The organism is Acinetobacter sp. YH12129 (assembly GCF_013418685.1).
GTDB classification, from domain to species: domain Bacteria; phylum Pseudomonadota; class Gammaproteobacteria; order Pseudomonadales; family Moraxellaceae; genus Acinetobacter; species Acinetobacter amyesii.
Genome location: NZ_VPBP01000047.1, coordinates 1 through 16,307, shown reverse-complemented (window position 1 = coordinate 16,307; position 16,307 = coordinate 1). Strand labels below are relative to the sequence as shown.

The window sequence follows — 16,307 nt, the reverse complement described above, 5'->3', positions numbered from 1 at the left end:
TTTTAAGGGGGGGAGGATGTCAACTGCCCATGCTTGTTGTTTGGGTTGGTCATAAATGCCTGTTAATGGCGGATGTGCGCCTGCAAAAATTGGCAGATCCCATTCTTTTAAATCGACAATTTCAGTTTCTACGGTACTGTAGTCATAGCTTTCGATTTCTGAAAGTAGCCAGTTGGCAATTTTAATTGCCGTACGGCCTTCGCGGACACTGCCGACAATAATATGCAGTTTCATCATATTTCCCGTCTTGTTTTAAAGTCTTGCATTAAATTAATATGAATTCGGTCCGTTGCATATACAGAAAATGTATCGAGTCGATTGATAGTTATAAAAATAGTGATAAAAAAAGCTCCCGAAGGAGCTTTTCATTTGCTGAAACTTAGATCAGTTTTACGCCTTGTTGACCGGCAGGGGTCACTTTGAAAATTTCAACTTCAAAGGTGATATTTTTACCGGCTAGAGGGTGGTTGAAATCCACTTCGGTAATGTCTTCACCTACAGTTTTGATCACCCCATACAGACTTTGTTTGGCTTTATCTTCAAACTCAATCATATGGCCTTCAACAGGACGTTGCTCAAATTTGACAGTATCAAATTTTTGTACGTTTTCCGGGTTCCATGGACCAAAAGCATCTTCAGGAGGAAGGCTCACAGTACGGCGGTCACCTGCACGTAAACCGAATAAAGCTTTCTCAAAACCCGGTAATAAGCTGCCATCACCCATGACAAGGCTGACAGGTTCAGCACGGCTACGGGTATTGTCAATTTCTACGCCATTTTCAATAGCAACAGAAAAGTGAAGGTCTACTTTAGAACCTTCTTCAATACGAGTTTCCTCGTTAGGATTGATAAAATCAGTCATTTTGCGCTTCCGCACGTTGAATTCGGTGTTTTTCTAAGAAAAACGTATCGATAAGAAGCAGAATCGTGCCTAATGTAATGGCACTGTCTGCAATATTAAATGCAGGAAAGTGGCTGTTGTTGTAATACACGTGAATGAAATCCACCACATAACCTAAAGATACGCGGTCAATTAAGTTGCCTATTGCGCCGCCTAAAATCAGGGCAATGGCAATTGGAAGGACTTTCACGTTTTTTGGCATACGCATGAGCCAAAATACAAAAATGACAGACACAAGTCCTGCGAGTGAAGTAAAGAAATAACGTTGCCATCCACCGGCATCGGACAAGAAACTAAAGGCAGCGCCATAGTTATGTAGTAATGTCCAATTTAAAAAGGGCATGACAGGTACAGGATCTGCGTAGTTCAGATGTGTACTTGCAATCCATTTGGTCCATTGATCCAAAATAATGGCAACAATGGATAAGCCCACCCACACTAAATTGTGTGGGTAGAATTGAAAGAAGCCCTTTTTTTCTTGTGGATTAGGCATATTTTCTCTCTTCGCCTTGACCTGTAGGAAGGTTAATAATACAACGAGAACAAAGACCTGGATGTTCGTGATGTGTATTCACATCTGGCAGTACATGCCAGCAGCGTGCACATTTTTCACCGTCAGCAGCAGAGACTTTGACATTTAAACCGTCAAGGTCAGAGGCTTCGCCTTGTGCTGCGTCAAATTCATTAACAATCACTTGAGAGGTGATGAGGACAAAACGCAGTTCTTCACCGAATTTGTCTAAAACAGCTTTCAGTTCAGCATTGGCCCAAAGTTCAACTTTGGCAGACAAGTTTGAACCCACAGTTTTTGCAGTACGTGCAGCTTCAATAAACTTGTTTACTGCAGATTTGACGGTGATCAAGGTTTGCCATTCAGCTTCAGTCACCAGATTCGCTGTAGAGGCTACAGGAATGTCATACCACTCCGCAGTAAATACATATTTCTCAGATTGCTCTGGAATCAACGGCCAAGCTTCTTGTGCGGTAAAGCTCAAGATAGGAGACATCCAACGGACAAAGGCTTGAACCAAGTGATACAACGCCGTTTGTGCAGAATGACGCGCTGCTGAGTCTGCTTTGGTGGTGTACTGACGGTCTTTGATGATGTCGAGGTAGAAACCACCCAAGTCATTAATACAGAAGTTGGTCAATGCGCTAGTCACGATATGGAAGTTCATATCTTCATAAGCTTGTTGAATAGTTTTTTGTACTTCCGCAGCACGTTGCAAGATGTATTGATCCAGTGCGATCAATTGATCGACAGGCAAAGCATCAGTCGATGGTTTGAAGCCATTCAAGTTAGCCAACAAGAAACGCAACGTATTACGGATACGGCGGTAACCATCTGATGCACGGCTGAAGATTTCTTTACCTGCAGTCATTTCATAACGGTAGTCTGCAGACGCAATCCAGAAACGTAGGCCATCTGCACCCATGTCTTTAATGATGTCTTGCGGAGTGATCACGTTACCGATCGACTTCGACATTTTGCGGCCTTTTTCGTCCACAACGAAGCCGTGAGTCAATAAGCCTTTGTACGGTGCGCGGTTATTAATCGCCATAGACGTCAACAATGAAGACTGGAACCAGCCACGATGTTGGTCAGAACCTTCAAGGTACAAGTCAGAAGGGTCTTGCAATTCTTCACGTTCACGAAGTACTGCAAAGTGTGTTGTTCCAGAGTCAAACCAAACGTCTAGAGTGTCACGAACCGCATTGTACTGCTCTGCATCTGCACCGATAAACTCAGATGCATCACGGTTATACCAACCGTCAATACCTTCTTGTTCAATCAGCTTCGCGACTTCTTCGATTAGCTCAGGGGTACGCGGGTGAAGTTCGTTGGTATCTTTATGCACGAAGAATGGAATTGGCACGCCCCATGTACGTTGACGTGAGATACACCAATCTGGACGACCTTCAATCATCGATTGGATACGGTTTTTACCCCAATCCGGTACGAAGCTGATGTCATTTTCAATCGCGTTCAATGCACCTTGGCGTAAACCTTTTGCATCCATGCTGATGAACCATTGCGGTGTTGCACGGAAGATAATCGGTGTTTTATGGCGCCAGCAATGTGGGTAGCTATGTTTGATCACCACATGTGCCCAAAGTTTGCCTGCTTCGGTTAAAGCAGCAATGATTTTTGGATTGGCTTTGTAGATGTGTTCGCCTGCAAAAATTGGCGCAGTCGGTAAATATACACCGTTGCCGCCAACTGGATTGTCGACTTTCAGGTTGTACTGTAAGCCAACTTTATAGTCGTCCACACCATGGCCTGGCGCGGTATGTACAGCACCTGTACCACTGCCGTCTGTGACATGCTCACCTAAAATCACTGGTACTTGGCGTTCAGCAATTAACGGATGTTGTAGTACTAGATTTTCAAGTTTTGCACCAGCAAACTCAGCGATTACTTCAACTGCGTTAAAACCATAACGTTGAGTTGCAGATTCAACCAATGATTTTGCAAGGATGAAGTTTTGCGCTGCTTTGTCTTCGCCAGTTGCTTTCACCAATTGGTATTCAAGTTCAGCGTGTAGAGCAACCGCTTGGTTGGCAGGCATAGTCCAAGGTGTGGTTGTCCAGATTACGATATCTGTAGAATCGCTAACTGTAACACCTAGGCGTGCAGATAAATCAGCTAAATCAACAACGCTAAAACCAACGTCAATCGCATCTGATTTTTTGTCTTCGTATTCCACTTCAGCTTCAGCTAAGGCAGAACCACAGTCCAAACACCAGTTCACAGGTTTAAGACCCGGCTCAATATGGCCTGCTTTGGCAATTTCACCGAGCGAACGAACGATGTCGGCTTCTTGTTTGAAGTTCATGGTGAGGTAAGGGTTGTCCCAATCACCAAACACACCCATACGCACGAAGTCTTTTTTCTGTAATTCAACTTGGGTGTAGGCATATTCACGGCAGGCTTTACGGAAAGTTGAGGCATCTACTTTCACGCCGACTTTACCGACTTTTTCTTCAACTTTCAGTTCGATTGGAAGACCGTGACAGTCCCAACCTGGTACATACGGTGCGTCAAAACCGTCCATTACACGGCTTTTGATGATGATGTCTTTCAGGACTTTATTCACCGCATGGCCTAAGTGAATTTGGCCATTTGCGTATGGAGGGCCGTCATGAAGCACATATTTTTTCTTGCCAATACGCGATGCACGAATCTGCTGATAAATGTTGTCGGCATACCACTCTTCTAACCATTTCGCTTCACGTACTGCGAGATTTGCTTTCATCGCAAATTCAGTACCTGGGAGGTTTAGCGTGGCTTTATAATCCACTGCATTTTCAGGAGTTTGCTTATCGCTCATGCAAGTTGTCTTCCAAATTTATCAGCCCGTTGACTGACGCGTTTTACAATAAATAATCGGGGTTTAAAAGGGGAAATGAGGGTGCTGACCTCGAAACTCAAGGAGCTTTTCGACGTCGTCATCAATTCCGGCTTTCAGTGCTTCAAGCGAAGGGTAGTCCTTTTCGCCATGTAAAAAGTTCAAGAACGTCACCCGCATTAACAGGCCATACAGATTAGCAGAAACATCAGGAAAATGTACTTCTAATCGCCATTCAGGATGTTCCTGTTTAATTGCGGGACGCGTACCAACATGCCCTGCACCAAACAGGGCAGAGGGTGCATAACCTGCAACCCCTAATTTGTCAGCATTTTCGTTTTTTACTTTATCTGTTAAAGATTCGGTTTCACAAATGACATCGACTGCATAAATGCCATTTAAACAAGGTTTATGACGGTTTAAACGCACATTAATGGTAGGAAAATTAATGGTGCGACCGATTTGATCGCCATACTGCACACGACCGGTGATGCTATAAGGACGACCTAAAAGTTTTGCGGCATGGGCAAGGTCGCCTGCTTGTAATGTCTGACGAACCAGTGTCGAACTGACACGTTCGCCATCAACTTCGACATTTTGCAGGGCTGTGACTTGGAAGCCGTATTGGCGTAAAAATTCGCTATTGCCTTGGCGGTTTTTGCCAAAGTGATGATCTTCGCCCAAAACTAAACTTTGTGTATTGAGTTTATTTTTTAAAATATCGGCAAATTCTTCGGCGCTGAGATTACGAAAGGCATTGTCAAATTTCGCCACCACAATATAGTCGACGCCTAGTTCAGTTAAATATTCGACTTTTTCACGTAGTGAACTGATTCGAGGCGGTGCATCATAAGCTTTAAAGAATTCAAGCGGTTGTGGCTCAAAAATCATCACAGCTGTTTTTAAGTTTTGTTGCTGTGCTATGTCTTTGAGCTGGCTGACCATCGCTTGATGACCCAAATGTACACCATCAAAATTGCCAATGGTCACGGCAGTTTTGGGGAGTTCTAAGTGGGGCGCTAAAGCATTCAGACGGAGCAGCTTCATGGGCGAATCAATTGTTGAAAATGTTTGAGGGCTATATATTGCCATAATCTTCTGCGTTCGTCTTGTTGTTGTGTTTTTACTCAAGTTTTTTTATGCAGAGATGAATTTACTATCAATAAAATAAATTATAAAAATAAATATTAATCAATTTTTCTTGTTTAATGGTGTGCTTAAACTATAGACATTCCATTTTGATGAGCATCATGCGATGAAAATGCCATTTTATCAACTCCAGCATAAACAAGACTTGATTCGTCATTTCACCCCAAACTGGTTTACGGTGGTGATGGGCACAGGTGTGGTGGCCCTCATTTTACCATCTATAGCGGTGGCGCCGCAGTGGATGTGGTCCTTCGGAGCAGCGCTGTGGCAGATCAGCATCGTGTTGTTCATATTGTTTAGTGGGATGTATCTCAGCCGATGGATATTGTACCCACAAGCAGATTTTCCAGCATCCAGTGATGAGTTTATTTCTTGGGGCGATCCCCATGGCACTGGCAACCCTGATCAATGGCGCATTGAAATTTGGCACCACGCTATACACAGAGTTTTTGGGCATGAGCATCATCACATGGGCTGAATATTTATGGTATGTCGATGTGTTGATGTCAATAGCGATTGCATGGTGTGTTCCATTTCTGATGTTTAGTCGTCAGCAACATGCGCTGCAAGGCATGACCGCAGTATGGTTATTGCCGATAGTGGCTTGCGAGGTGGTTGCCAGTTCAGGCGGTTTATTGTTGGCGCATTTACCTGCACAGGCCCATGCTGTCCATATTTTGCTGGGGAGTTATCTGCTTTGGGGGATCTCAGTATTTCCTGCATTTGCCATCTTAAGTATCTTGTTGCTGCGTCTGGCTTTACATCAATTGCCAAGCAAGGATATGGCGATCAGCAGTTGGTTGGCCTTAGGGCCGATTGGGACAGGGGCTTTAGCGCTGTTACTTTTAGGAGAGCAAGCCCCACGTATTTTGACAGCGGTAGACTTGGCTGATTTAGGACAGGTGTTGCTTCAAGGCGGCGTGTTCGCAGCCCTTGTTCTGCTCGGATTTGGTGTATGGTGGTTTGGAATCGCTATACTCATCACGCTAAAACATTTACGAGATTTACCCTTTAATCTCGGGTGGTGGGCGATGACATTTCCATTCGGCGTTTTTAGTTTGGCGGTCATCCATTTGGCGGAACATACGCAATTACACGCTATTCAACAGTTCGGCACCTTTTTTGCAGTTTTGCTCTGTACGCTTTGGTTATTGGTGATGCTGAAAACTATACAAGGGTTTTATCGTGGCAGCTTATTTTTTTCTCCGTGTTTAAATGCGTATTGTGATGCTCAGCGCGCATCTTAAATGATGTCGGGTGAATGTAAATCCGTTGAAGAAAACTATAGCGCGTTGGCTTTGACGGATTTCAGCAAACAAATATAGAGCTTGTGCAAGCGTGTGATGCAGTTACGTTATTTTGCTATCCAAGCAAAACATTCATGTATAAAATTTGCGCGTATTTTCGAGAGATCAACTGGCTTCGAGATATAAACTTGCTTGAAGTGTAGGTGCTAGAGCAAGGCTTATGGATTAAAACAAAAAAGATAAAAATAAGGATCGAATTATGTGTAATCAAACCCGTTTTTGGGATGATGCCAAAGGATTATTAGAAGAGTGGTACGTCGCTTGTACCTCTAAAGAACTCAAAAAAGATCAACCATTTTCAGCCACCCTGTATGGTAAAAAAATTGTCCTGTTCCGACAAAAAGATGGGACAGCTGCTGCATTGCTCGATCAATGTGTGCATCGTGGTGTGCCTTTGTCAAAGGGTAAAATAACTGATGGCTGCGTGACATGTCCATATCATGGTTGGTCATATCAGGGTGATGGCCATGTGGCGCATATTCCTAGTGTCAATGGACAATTTTTTCCAGAAAAACCGCATCCTTTTAAACAGCGTAGTTTTGATGTGTGTGAGCAAGATGGGGTGGTATGGATTTATCTCGGTGAAAAGCCCAAACAGGAACGCCCGGAAATATTTAAATTACCGTTTTATGATCAAGCCGGCTGGGTCAGTTATTACATGGTCGGCAGTTATGATGGCGAGATGGGCGCTGTTGCACAGAATATAATGGATGTAACCCATACCATATTTGTCCATGAAGGCTGGTTTCGTTCAGAGTCGGGAAAAGCCGTGGATGCCACCATAGATGTCGGGCCGCGCAAAGTAGTCGTTGACTATCATGACCATGATGCAGATGTCGGCATGATGCCATGGCTGACCAATCCGCATGGTGCTGAACAGGTCCACCGCGACAGTTTTATTGCGCCGAATATTACCTTGGTGGAATACCATTGGGGAGAGCCATCGGGCATGGTGTTTAATAGTCTGATTAGCCCTGTGGGGCCGTATGAGTCACGGGTTTATACCTGTGTCAGTTATAAATTTCCGATTCCAAAATTGTTGTCTAAGGCATTGATGCCGGCTGTGAATGCCTATACTTGGGTGGTCAACAAACAAGACATTAAAATTTTGTCAGCGCGAAGAGCTGGCATCGAGCATATGCCGATGACCCATTCGCATAGTGTACGAGGGGATATGGCACATATTGCATTAGAGAAGATTTTAGATGCCTTACGTCATGACCAACAATTGGCACCATCTTTTATTGGCAAGCGGCCGATGCAATTTCAAATTTGATAGCATTCAAATCTGCGTGAGGAATTTATTTTCTGAGCAATGTGATTTTTGAAGATGATTTTTTCTGCGCACGTGCAAATGTATGCTATATGAAGGCATCAATTTGAGGAGACCGCTATGCGTCAGCAAATCGCTTTAATTATGGCACTGCCGAGTGAATCTAAAGGCTTGTTTGAAGCCGCAGGCATTGAAGTACATTACAGTGGTATTGGTAAAGTCAATGCCGCATTTAAAGCCTTTGATGTGATTCAAAAAACCGGATGTCATACTTTGCTGAATTTGGGCACTGCGGGAAGTTCACATTTTGATGCACATGCTTTGGTTGAAGTAGCTCAATTTGTACAACGGGATATGGATGTATCGCCTTTGGGTTTTGATGTGGGGGTGACGCCGATGGATACCGATCATCCTGCTGAAATTCAGCCAGAGAGCATGTTTAGCCATTTGCCTAAAGGAATTTGTGGTACAGGCGACAGCTTTGAAACTGGGCTGCCGAAAGTACCGTGTAATCTTGTCGATATGGAAGGCTACGCAATCGCTAAAGTATGTAAAAAACTGGGTGTTCGCTTTGTATCGGTAAAATATATTACCGATGGTGCGAATGACACAGCGCATCTGGATTGGGAAGAAAATTTATTATTCGGCGCAAAGAAATTATTGAAATTATATCAAACAGTCAAATAAGGCATTTAGCTAATTTCGGTCGGCGACCATAGAATGCTATGGTCGTATGCCAATTCGACCCAATTCAATTTACTTTTCTGGGCGTGGAATTACACCGTAAAGCATCATATGAACGGTATGTTGAATAATCCGTTGTTGCATACTGCGATTACGTAAGGTTTTTCCAGTGACCATTTCCATTTGGGTTGCAAAGTCAGCATAGTTTTGCGTAATTGCCCAAATGTTCAGAATTAAAAGTTCTGGATCAATATCTTTTGAAATTTTACCTTGCTCTTGCCAGTTGCTAATGACTTTGGCTTTGCGTTTCACTAATTTTTTTAGTGGGCCTTTTAAAATTTCAAGAATGTGTGGTGCGCCCTGAATGACTTCAAGTGCGAACAAACGTGAGGCTTTCGGTTGCGTACGAGATACTTCAATTTTCTGCAATAGATAATTGGTGATCGCTTCTTCAGGCTCAAGGTCTGCTTCCAACATTTGTAGCGGAGCAAGCCACTTTTGTAGAACCGTTGTCAGAACTTCAACATAAAGCGCTTCTTTATTTTCATAGTAATAGAAAATATTCGATTTATGCATTTCTGCAATCTGTGCGATCTCATCCAAGCTGGCGCCATTGAAGCCATACAGGGAAAAGACATCCAGTGCTGCATTAAGCAACTGGTGGCGTTTCTGGGTACTCTTTTTTTGTTCCATTAGCTCTTTTAAGAAAATGAAAAGGGAATATTGAATTGTACGGCAAATCAACAGATTTGTGCACAATCATCGTTTCTAATTTTATGAATTTTGGCAGTTTATTCTATTCAACGGTCAAATAAATACGACGAATGCCATAATATTTCAAATAATCATTTTAGGGTGAAATTTAAATAAATCATTATTTTTAGTCATGGATTTATATGATTTGTCGTAATTTTTGTGATGTATTTGTCAACAGGCGATAAATCTCCCCTAAATGCTAAACGTGGTTATGTTGCGATATTGCTCTAGAACAGGACAGGAAGTCACACAGTTTAAGTGATGATTTCCTGCACAAGTACAGCTTAAGTGGCCAACACTGCTTGTAAGACCTGTTGTTCAAGTTCAGTAAATTCAATGCCTTTTTTTCGTGGACGGGCCAAATCGACACGAAATTCTTTGGCAATATGGCCTTTATCGAGCAAGATTATACGGTCTGCCAACTGCACGGCTTCACTTACATCATGTGTGACCAAAATTGCGGTAAAACCTTGTTCAGTCCAGAGTTTTTCAATCAAATTCTGCATATCTAAACGTGTTAAGGCATCGAGCGCACCCAGTGGTTCATCTAGCAGCAAAATGCGTGGTTTATGTGACAAAGCACGTGCCAGTGCAGTACGTTGACGTTGCCCCCCTGACAGCTGTGTTGGCCAAAGCCCCGCTTTGTCTTTTAAACCGACTTTTTCGAGGAGTGCTGTAGCATTGGCGTGTTGGTCTTTGCTTAAACCAAGTTGTACATTTTTCTCAATGCTACGCCAAGGCAGGAGGCGAGGGTCTTGGAACATCACACGAATATCATCACTGGTGATGCCTTCACGAATATGACGTGCAGACTTAAATTTAATTTCGCCATAACTCGGTTTTTCTAAGTCGGCGATGAGGCGAAGCAGGGTACTTTTACCACAGCCACTACGACCGACAATCGCCAAGAATTCACCGGGTTGAATATGCAGGTCAAGGTCTTCAAGGACTTTAACATCGCCATAAAATTTGTGTAGTTGTTCAATCAGGATCTCTGCGCCCAACACCGCATGGGGGTTGATATCCTCGACAGAAGAACGCTGAGGTTGGGTTGAGTCGTCTGCATGACGGCTTATACTTAAATCGGTCATCATATGCTCCTTATTTTTGGTAACCCGAGTGCCAACGGAGTAAATATTTTTCTAAGGTAACAGCCAGTACATCGGCCAATTTACCGAGTAGGGCATACAATAAAATCCCGACCAAGACGATGTCGGTTTGCAGGAATTCGCGTGCGTTCATGGTCATATAACCGATGCCGGCTTGTGCAGAAATGGTTTCTGCCACAATCAACAAAACCCAAACGAGCCCGAGTGAAAAACGCAGACCAACTAAAATAGACGGCATCGCCCCCGGTAGAATGATTTCTTTATACAGTTGCCAGCCACTCAAACCGTAGCTTTTGCCCATTTCAATCAGTTGAGGGTCTACAGAACGAATACCATGATAGGTATTGATATAAATGGGAAAGAATACGCCAATAGCGACTAAAAACAGCTTGGCCGATTCATCGATCCCAAACCATAAAATCACCAATGGAATCAGGGCAAGAGCAGGAATGTTACGGATCATTTGCAGCGTGGTATCGAGTAGCGTCGATGCTGTTTTGGATGAACCATTCAGCAGCCCTAAAAAAAGACCTAATCCACCACCGACTAAAAGCCCAACCAAAGCACGACCGGCACTGATTTGAACATGCTTCCACAGTTCACCACTGATCAGTAAGTTCCAAAAGGCCACCACCACCGCACTTGGCGCAGGCAAAATACGACTTTCTAACAGCCCTGTAACAGAGGCAATTTGCCACCCGATAATTAATGCAATAGGAAACAACCAAGGCAGCAAACGCTGCCCGAGTTGTGTTCCACGTGAAACCTTCGGTGCTTTGAAGGTTTCAACAGAAGCAGTTTTGGACATTAGGCCGGCTCCTGAATCTTTTCAGCTTTTTTATTTTCATCTGGGGTGTAGTTGTTCGCGACAATCTCACCAAATGGGCCGGTTAAGTTAGGTTGAACCAATTTCTGACGTGTTTCCAATGGCAGTAATGGGAACACTAATTCTGCAAAACGGATCGACTCTTCAAGGTGTGGGTAACCAGAGAAAATAAAGGTGCTAATCCCGAGATCGGCATATTCTTGGATACGTGCGGCGACGGTTTCAGGATCACCAACGAGTGCCGTACCTGCACCACCACGAACCAGACCAACACCGGCCCATAAGTTTGGCGATACTTCTAATTTGCTACGGTCGCCATTGTGCAGTTCAGCCATACGGCGTTGACCAACAGAGTCCATGGTTTTGAACTTGGCTTGCGCGGCTGCAATGGTGGCATCGTCGACATATTGGATCAGCTCTTCTGCTGCTTTCCATGCCTCTTCATTGGTTTCGCGCACAATGACATGTAAACGAATGCCATAATTCAGTTCACGTCCTTTGGCTTTGGCTTTTTCACGCACCACTGCAATTTTTTCTTTTACCGCAGCAGGTGGCTCACCCCAAGTCAAATAGGTGTCAACTTGATCTGTTGCCAGTTCAACAGCAGCCTCTGAAGAACCGCCAAACCATAATGGTGGGTACGGTTTTTGTAGCGGCGGATAGAGTAATTTGGCGTCGTCCACACTCAAACGTTCACCATGGAAGGTATAGCTTTCACCGGTATGTGAGCGGGTTAAAATTTCACGCCAAATGGTGGTGTATTCCGCGGCAGTTTGGTAACGCGTTGCGTGATCTTCATAGACACCATCACCCTTGAGTTCCTGCTCATCACCGCCTGTAACTAAGTTCAGTAAGATACGGCCGCCAGATAAACGGTCAAAAGTTGCAGCCATACGTGCGGTTAGTGCAGGCGTTGTCACCCCCGGACGTAGCGCCACTAGAAATTTTAAATTTTTAGTGGCATCAATCAAGCTTGCAGCTGTAAGCCATGGATCTTCACATGAACGACCTGTTGGAATCAGAACGCCTTCATAGCCAAGATTATCCACCGCTACTGCAATTTGCTTCATGTAGGCATGATCGACTTGGCGTGCACCTTTACTTGTTCCTAAGTAGCGACTGTCACCGTGGGTAGGGATAAACCAGAAAATTTTCATGTTCAGTTCCTTGTATTTTTGATGGCTCGGGTATCAATGTGATGAAGGTGTCCAAACTTGCTTTTGGACTTGAATGTTGTTTGGAATCAGTTGGACTTGTTTAAATAAGTCCGCAATATTTTGCTGTGCTTGTATGACCTCGGGTGTCAGCGGGCGCACAGGAGAGGGTTTAGATCGGCGAGAAAAGGCTTGCGCAGCAATGTTCTTTTGCAGCCCTGTGCTGTTTTGATAAATCTCTAAAGCCACATTTTGGTTCTTCACAATCCACTGATCGGAAGCGTCTAGGGCCTTCAAAAATTTAGCTGGGGCATCAGGGTGTGCTTGAACGACTTTTGGATTTGCCACATAAAATGAATAGGTCTTTGGAAAATCACCGGATTGAATCAGCACTTTAGCCTGAGCATCCAACTCCGCTGCAGATAAAAACGGGTCCCAAATGGCCCATGCATCAATTGATTTTTTATCAAATGCGGCCCGTGCATCTGCTGGTGGAATCCAAATTGGTTGGATATCGCTCCAAGTCAAACCGGCTTTTTCTAAAGTTTTGGCTAATAACTCATGCGCACTCGAGCCTTTTTGCACAGCAACACGTTTGCCACGTAATTCTTGAATGGTCTTGATTGAGCTATCCGCAGGAATCACGACAGCAAGCGACTGTTCAGGCACCACTTCATAGCCAATATAATTCAGGTCTTTATTGGCAGCTTGGGCAAAAATAGGCGGGGTGTTGCCGACATAGCCATAATCCACCGCACCGACCGCAAGGGCTTCTAACATTTGTGGGCCAGCAGGGAACTCCTTCCACTCAATGTGAGCGCCGGGAAATTGTTGTTCAAAGAGCTTTTGTTCACGGGCAACCAGCAAATTTAAGGCTGATTTTTGAAAACCGATAACCAAGGTTTTTACGGCTGTTTCAGCTGGTTTTTCACGATCCTGCTGTGCTGTTTCTTGTTTTTGGCAGGCACTGAGTCCAAAGCCAAAAGTGGCTAAAGTCAGTATGGAAAATGTTCTTAGAATACGCATGGAATCGCCCTTATGCTGTGGTCGGCTTATTTGATAATGGCCGACTCAATATTTAATTTATTTGGAATTAATTTTTCGTTATAAAACGCATCAGCGACTTGCTGCTGCTCCTGCGCCACTTGTGCAGTAATCGGTGTCACTTGATTGCCTAAGCGTGAAATAGATGTTTTAAGCACATCTAGACCTAAGCCTGTTTTGCCTTCGAGTAACTTGGCCGCTTCATCTTGATTTTTTGAGACCCATTGCGTGGTCAAATTCAACTCATTCACCACAGCTTGCAGGACTTTTGGATTTTCCTGAGCAAATTTACGATCGGCCAAATAGAACTGGTAGTTCTTCACCAAGTTTTCGCCATTGGCAATGGTGCGAGCATTAAGTTGATGCTCAGCAGCAGAAAGGAACGGGTCCCAAATTACCCATGCATCGACTGCACCTTTTTCAAAAGCAGCACGTGCATCGGCAGGAGGTAAATACACGACATTGATGTCGCTAAATTTGAGTTGATTGGCTTCCAATAGCTTGAGTAACAGGTAATGCACGTTTGAGCCTTTGTTTAAGACCACACGTTTACCTTTTAAGTCCTGAATACTGTGAATAGCCGAATCTTTTTGCACAATTAACGCTTCAGCTTTTGGAACAGCAGGTTGGTTGGCAATGTAAACCAAATCAGTTTGAGCGGCTTGAGCAAAGATAGGCGGTGCTTCACCGACTTCACCAAATGACACGCTGCCCACATTGAGGCCTTCAAGCAGCTGTGGACCCGCAGGAAATTCGACCCATTTGATATTTACACCTTGGCTTTTTAAGGCTGTTTCTAAGGTTCCGCGTTCTTTTAAAATTGGCAATAAGCCATATTTTTGGAAGCCGATATTTAAGGTGACATTTTCTTCAGCCTCTTTTTTGCCACAGCCCGACATCATCATGGCACCCACAACCGCTGTAGACAGTACAAGTGTTTTTGTCCAAAGTTTTACTTTGTGAGTACGCATGTGTTGCTCCTATAAAGGTCTAAATGTGCAGAACTGTTGATTTATGAACACATAAGCTAAAGAGTTTTCTTTTTCGAAAAAAATAAGAAAACTTAAATTTAAAATCAGGAAAAAAGATAAATAAAAATCAGCAAAACTTATGAAAAATTATGATTTTAGAAAAACATATAATGTGTCAAAGTATTATTTTAAGTTATTGAAAATTATTCATTTATTGTATTTATTTAAATGATAGATATCGTTATTCTGTGGCTTGCATAGTGATTTGAGAGCCTAGACAAAGGATTCGGCATAACCTTATGCAAAATAATGCTATTCAGCGCATAGAAAAAGCCACTTTAAAGTGACTTTTTACAAACCAATGAGTTTCTTTGATAGTTATATAAGGCCTGACGGGCATTCGGTAAGTCATCGACACTGACTTGTTCAAAACCTTGTTCAAGGAACCAATGCGCTGTTCGTGTGGTCAAAATAAACAATTGTTCAATACCTATATCTCGCGCTTTTTCTTCTAAATAATGCAAAATTTGGCTACCGCGATTTGATTTTCGATACCCCGGATGCACAGCCACACACGCGATTTCAGCAGAGCGTTTTTCATTCCCTGTGACAGGAATCGGGTATAACGCAGCGCAGGCCAAAATCGTACCGTCACGTTCAATCACTGCAAATTGTCCAATTTCATTTTCCAAACGTTCGCGTGAGCGATAAACCAAGATACCTTCTTGTTCGAGAGGGCGTAACAGATTGATTAAGCCACCCACATCTTGAATATCGGCAGTACGCACTTCTTCATAATGCGCATCAGTGATCATGGTGCCAGAACCGTCACGCGTGAACAATTCTTCGATCAATGCGCCATCATAAGCATAGGAAATAAGATGAACACGGTGCACGCCTTGTAGGGAGGCATCTTTGGCAACGCTTAAATGCAGGGCAATATCGGGATTAGAATCTTGATATTGCAAAATATGCTGATCAAGTTGATGAGGTGTAATTTCGCGTTGTAGCTGCCCATGTTCATTGTGCAAACCGTGTTGTTTGCCCAAGAAAATCAACTTATCCGCTTTTAAACTGATCGCGGTTTTGGTCGCAACTTCTTCAGCCAATAAATTAAACACTTCACCTGTCGTGGAATAACCTGTTGGCCCAAGCACCACAATATTTTGGCTCTCTAAATGACGTTGAATCGCATGGATATCGACGGAACGAACTTCACCAGACAGTTGAAAATCGATACCGTCACGAATGCCATACGGTTTTGCCGTGACCAAATTGCCTGAGACCACATCAATACGCGCGCCGTACATCGGTGAGTTGGCTAAACCCATAGACAGGAGGGCTTCAATTTGCAGACGAATGGAACCGACGGCATTCATCACCGCAGGTAAGGATTCGCGAGTGGTGATGCGACGGTGATGATGAAATGGTGTCTTGATGCCGCTGCTTTGTAAATTATGATTGATTTGCGGACGAGCACCATGCACCAAAATTAGACGAATACCAAGTGAGTGTAATAAGGCAATATCATGAATAATGTGTTGAAAATTTTCATGTTGCAGCGCTTCACCATCAAACATGATGACAAAGGTTTTGTTGCGATGCGCATTAATATAGGGTGCAGAATGACGGAACCAATGCACATACTGTAAGGTTGTGCTGGAAGATGGTTCAGTGATATTCGTTTGCATGCCTATGCCTGTTTATTCGCTTTGGTATGGATGATTCTAAACAAAAACATATGACAGCGGAAAGCAAATTTGACATCCTCACCCCCTTAAAC

General features: G+C 43.6%; 14 protein-coding genes and 1 pseudogene. 3 read left to right on the top strand and 12 right to left on the bottom strand.

Going from position 1 to position 16,307, the window contains the following annotated elements:
- The 5 genes from FTU65_RS15270 to ribF all read right to left on the bottom strand — a co-directional run.
- On the bottom strand, positions 1 to 234 hold a 234-nt coding region (locus tag FTU65_RS15270), incomplete at its 3' end, for an NADPH-dependent FMN reductase (protein ID WP_180009573.1).
- Between the two features lie 145 nt (positions 235 to 379).
- Positions 380 to 862: a peptidylprolyl isomerase gene (locus tag FTU65_RS15265; RefSeq protein ID WP_078190656.1), complete on the bottom strand. Its 483-nt coding sequence runs from the start codon at positions 860 to 862 to the stop codon at positions 380 to 382.
- Positions 855 to 1,394 carry a signal peptidase II gene (gene lspA / locus FTU65_RS15260; RefSeq protein WP_078190655.1) on the bottom strand — a complete coding sequence of 180 codons (540 nt, stop codon included), beginning with the start codon at positions 1,392 to 1,394 and terminating at the stop codon, positions 855 to 857. The genes FTU65_RS15265 and lspA overlap by 8 nt, the downstream gene beginning before the upstream one ends.
- Entirely contained in the window at positions 1,387 to 4,233 is a 2,847-nt protein-coding gene (gene ileS / locus FTU65_RS15255; RefSeq protein ID WP_180009564.1) for an isoleucine--tRNA ligase, read from the bottom strand. The genes lspA and ileS overlap by 8 nt, the downstream gene beginning before the upstream one ends.
- Before the next feature lie 63 nt (positions 4,234 to 4,296).
- Entirely contained in the window at positions 4,297 to 5,298 is a 1,002-nt protein-coding gene (ribF, locus tag FTU65_RS15250) for a riboflavin biosynthesis protein RibF (protein ID WP_168379800.1), read from the bottom strand.
- A 208-nt stretch (positions 5,299 to 5,506) separates the two neighbouring features.
- Between ribF and FTU65_RS15245 the strand changes: the two are divergent.
- The 3 genes and pseudogenes from FTU65_RS15245 (at position 5,507) to FTU65_RS15235 (ending at position 8,667) form a co-directional block, all read left to right on the top strand.
- Positions 5,507 to 6,647 (top strand): annotated as a pseudogene (locus FTU65_RS15245) (TDT family transporter).
- A 259-nt stretch (positions 6,648 to 6,906) separates the two neighbouring features.
- Positions 6,907 to 7,983 (top strand): aromatic ring-hydroxylating dioxygenase subunit alpha, encoded by a 1,077-nt coding sequence (locus tag FTU65_RS15240; protein WP_180012132.1) that lies wholly within the window; start codon positions 6,907 to 6,909, stop codon positions 7,981 to 7,983.
- Positions 7,984 to 8,100: 117 nt separating this feature from the next.
- On the top strand, positions 8,101 to 8,667 hold the full coding sequence (locus FTU65_RS15235) for a 5'-nucleosidase (protein ID WP_111886021.1): 567 nt from the start codon (positions 8,101 to 8,103) through the stop codon (positions 8,665 to 8,667).
- A 69-nt stretch (positions 8,668 to 8,736) separates the two neighbouring features.
- Here the strand turns inward: FTU65_RS15235 and FTU65_RS15230 are convergent, their stop codons facing one another.
- The 7 genes from FTU65_RS15230 to argA all read right to left on the bottom strand — a co-directional run bounded on the left by FTU65_RS15230 (position 8,737) and on the right by argA (position 16,215).
- Complete coding sequence (locus FTU65_RS15230; protein WP_078190649.1) at positions 8,737 to 9,357, bottom strand: TetR/AcrR family transcriptional regulator; 621 nt, start codon at positions 9,355 to 9,357, stop codon at positions 8,737 to 8,739.
- Between the two features lie 347 nt (positions 9,358 to 9,704).
- The gene (locus tag FTU65_RS15225) at positions 9,705 to 10,511 is read right to left on the bottom strand and encodes an ABC transporter ATP-binding protein (RefSeq protein ID WP_078190648.1); all 807 of its coding nucleotides are present in this window, start codon (positions 10,509 to 10,511) and stop codon (positions 9,705 to 9,707) included.
- A gap of 10 nt (positions 10,512 to 10,521) precedes the next feature.
- A complete protein-coding gene (ssuC, locus tag FTU65_RS15220) occupies positions 10,522 to 11,337 on the bottom strand; it encodes an aliphatic sulfonate ABC transporter permease SsuC (RefSeq protein ID WP_180009569.1) in 816 nt (271 codons plus the stop codon).
- The gene (gene ssuD / locus FTU65_RS15215) at positions 11,337 to 12,512 is read right to left on the bottom strand and encodes an FMNH2-dependent alkanesulfonate monooxygenase (RefSeq protein ID WP_180009570.1); all 1,176 of its coding nucleotides are present in this window, start codon (positions 12,510 to 12,512) and stop codon (positions 11,337 to 11,339) included. Before ssuD ends, ssuC begins: the two co-directional genes overlap by 1 nt.
- A 33-nt stretch (positions 12,513 to 12,545) precedes the next feature.
- Positions 12,546 to 13,535, bottom strand: coding sequence for an aliphatic sulfonate ABC transporter substrate-binding protein (locus tag FTU65_RS15210; protein ID WP_180041892.1), 990 nt, complete (start codon positions 13,533 to 13,535; stop codon positions 12,546 to 12,548).
- A gap of 26 nt (positions 13,536 to 13,561) precedes the next feature.
- The gene (locus tag FTU65_RS15205) at positions 13,562 to 14,524 is read right to left on the bottom strand and encodes a sulfonate ABC transporter substrate-binding protein (protein WP_180067009.1); all 963 of its coding nucleotides are present in this window, start codon (positions 14,522 to 14,524) and stop codon (positions 13,562 to 13,564) included.
- A gap of 338 nt (positions 14,525 to 14,862) precedes the next feature.
- A complete protein-coding gene (argA, locus tag FTU65_RS15200; protein WP_180009572.1) occupies positions 14,863 to 16,215 on the bottom strand; it encodes an amino-acid N-acetyltransferase in 1,353 nt (450 codons plus the stop codon).
- Positions 16,216 to 16,307: the final 92 nt, after the last annotated feature.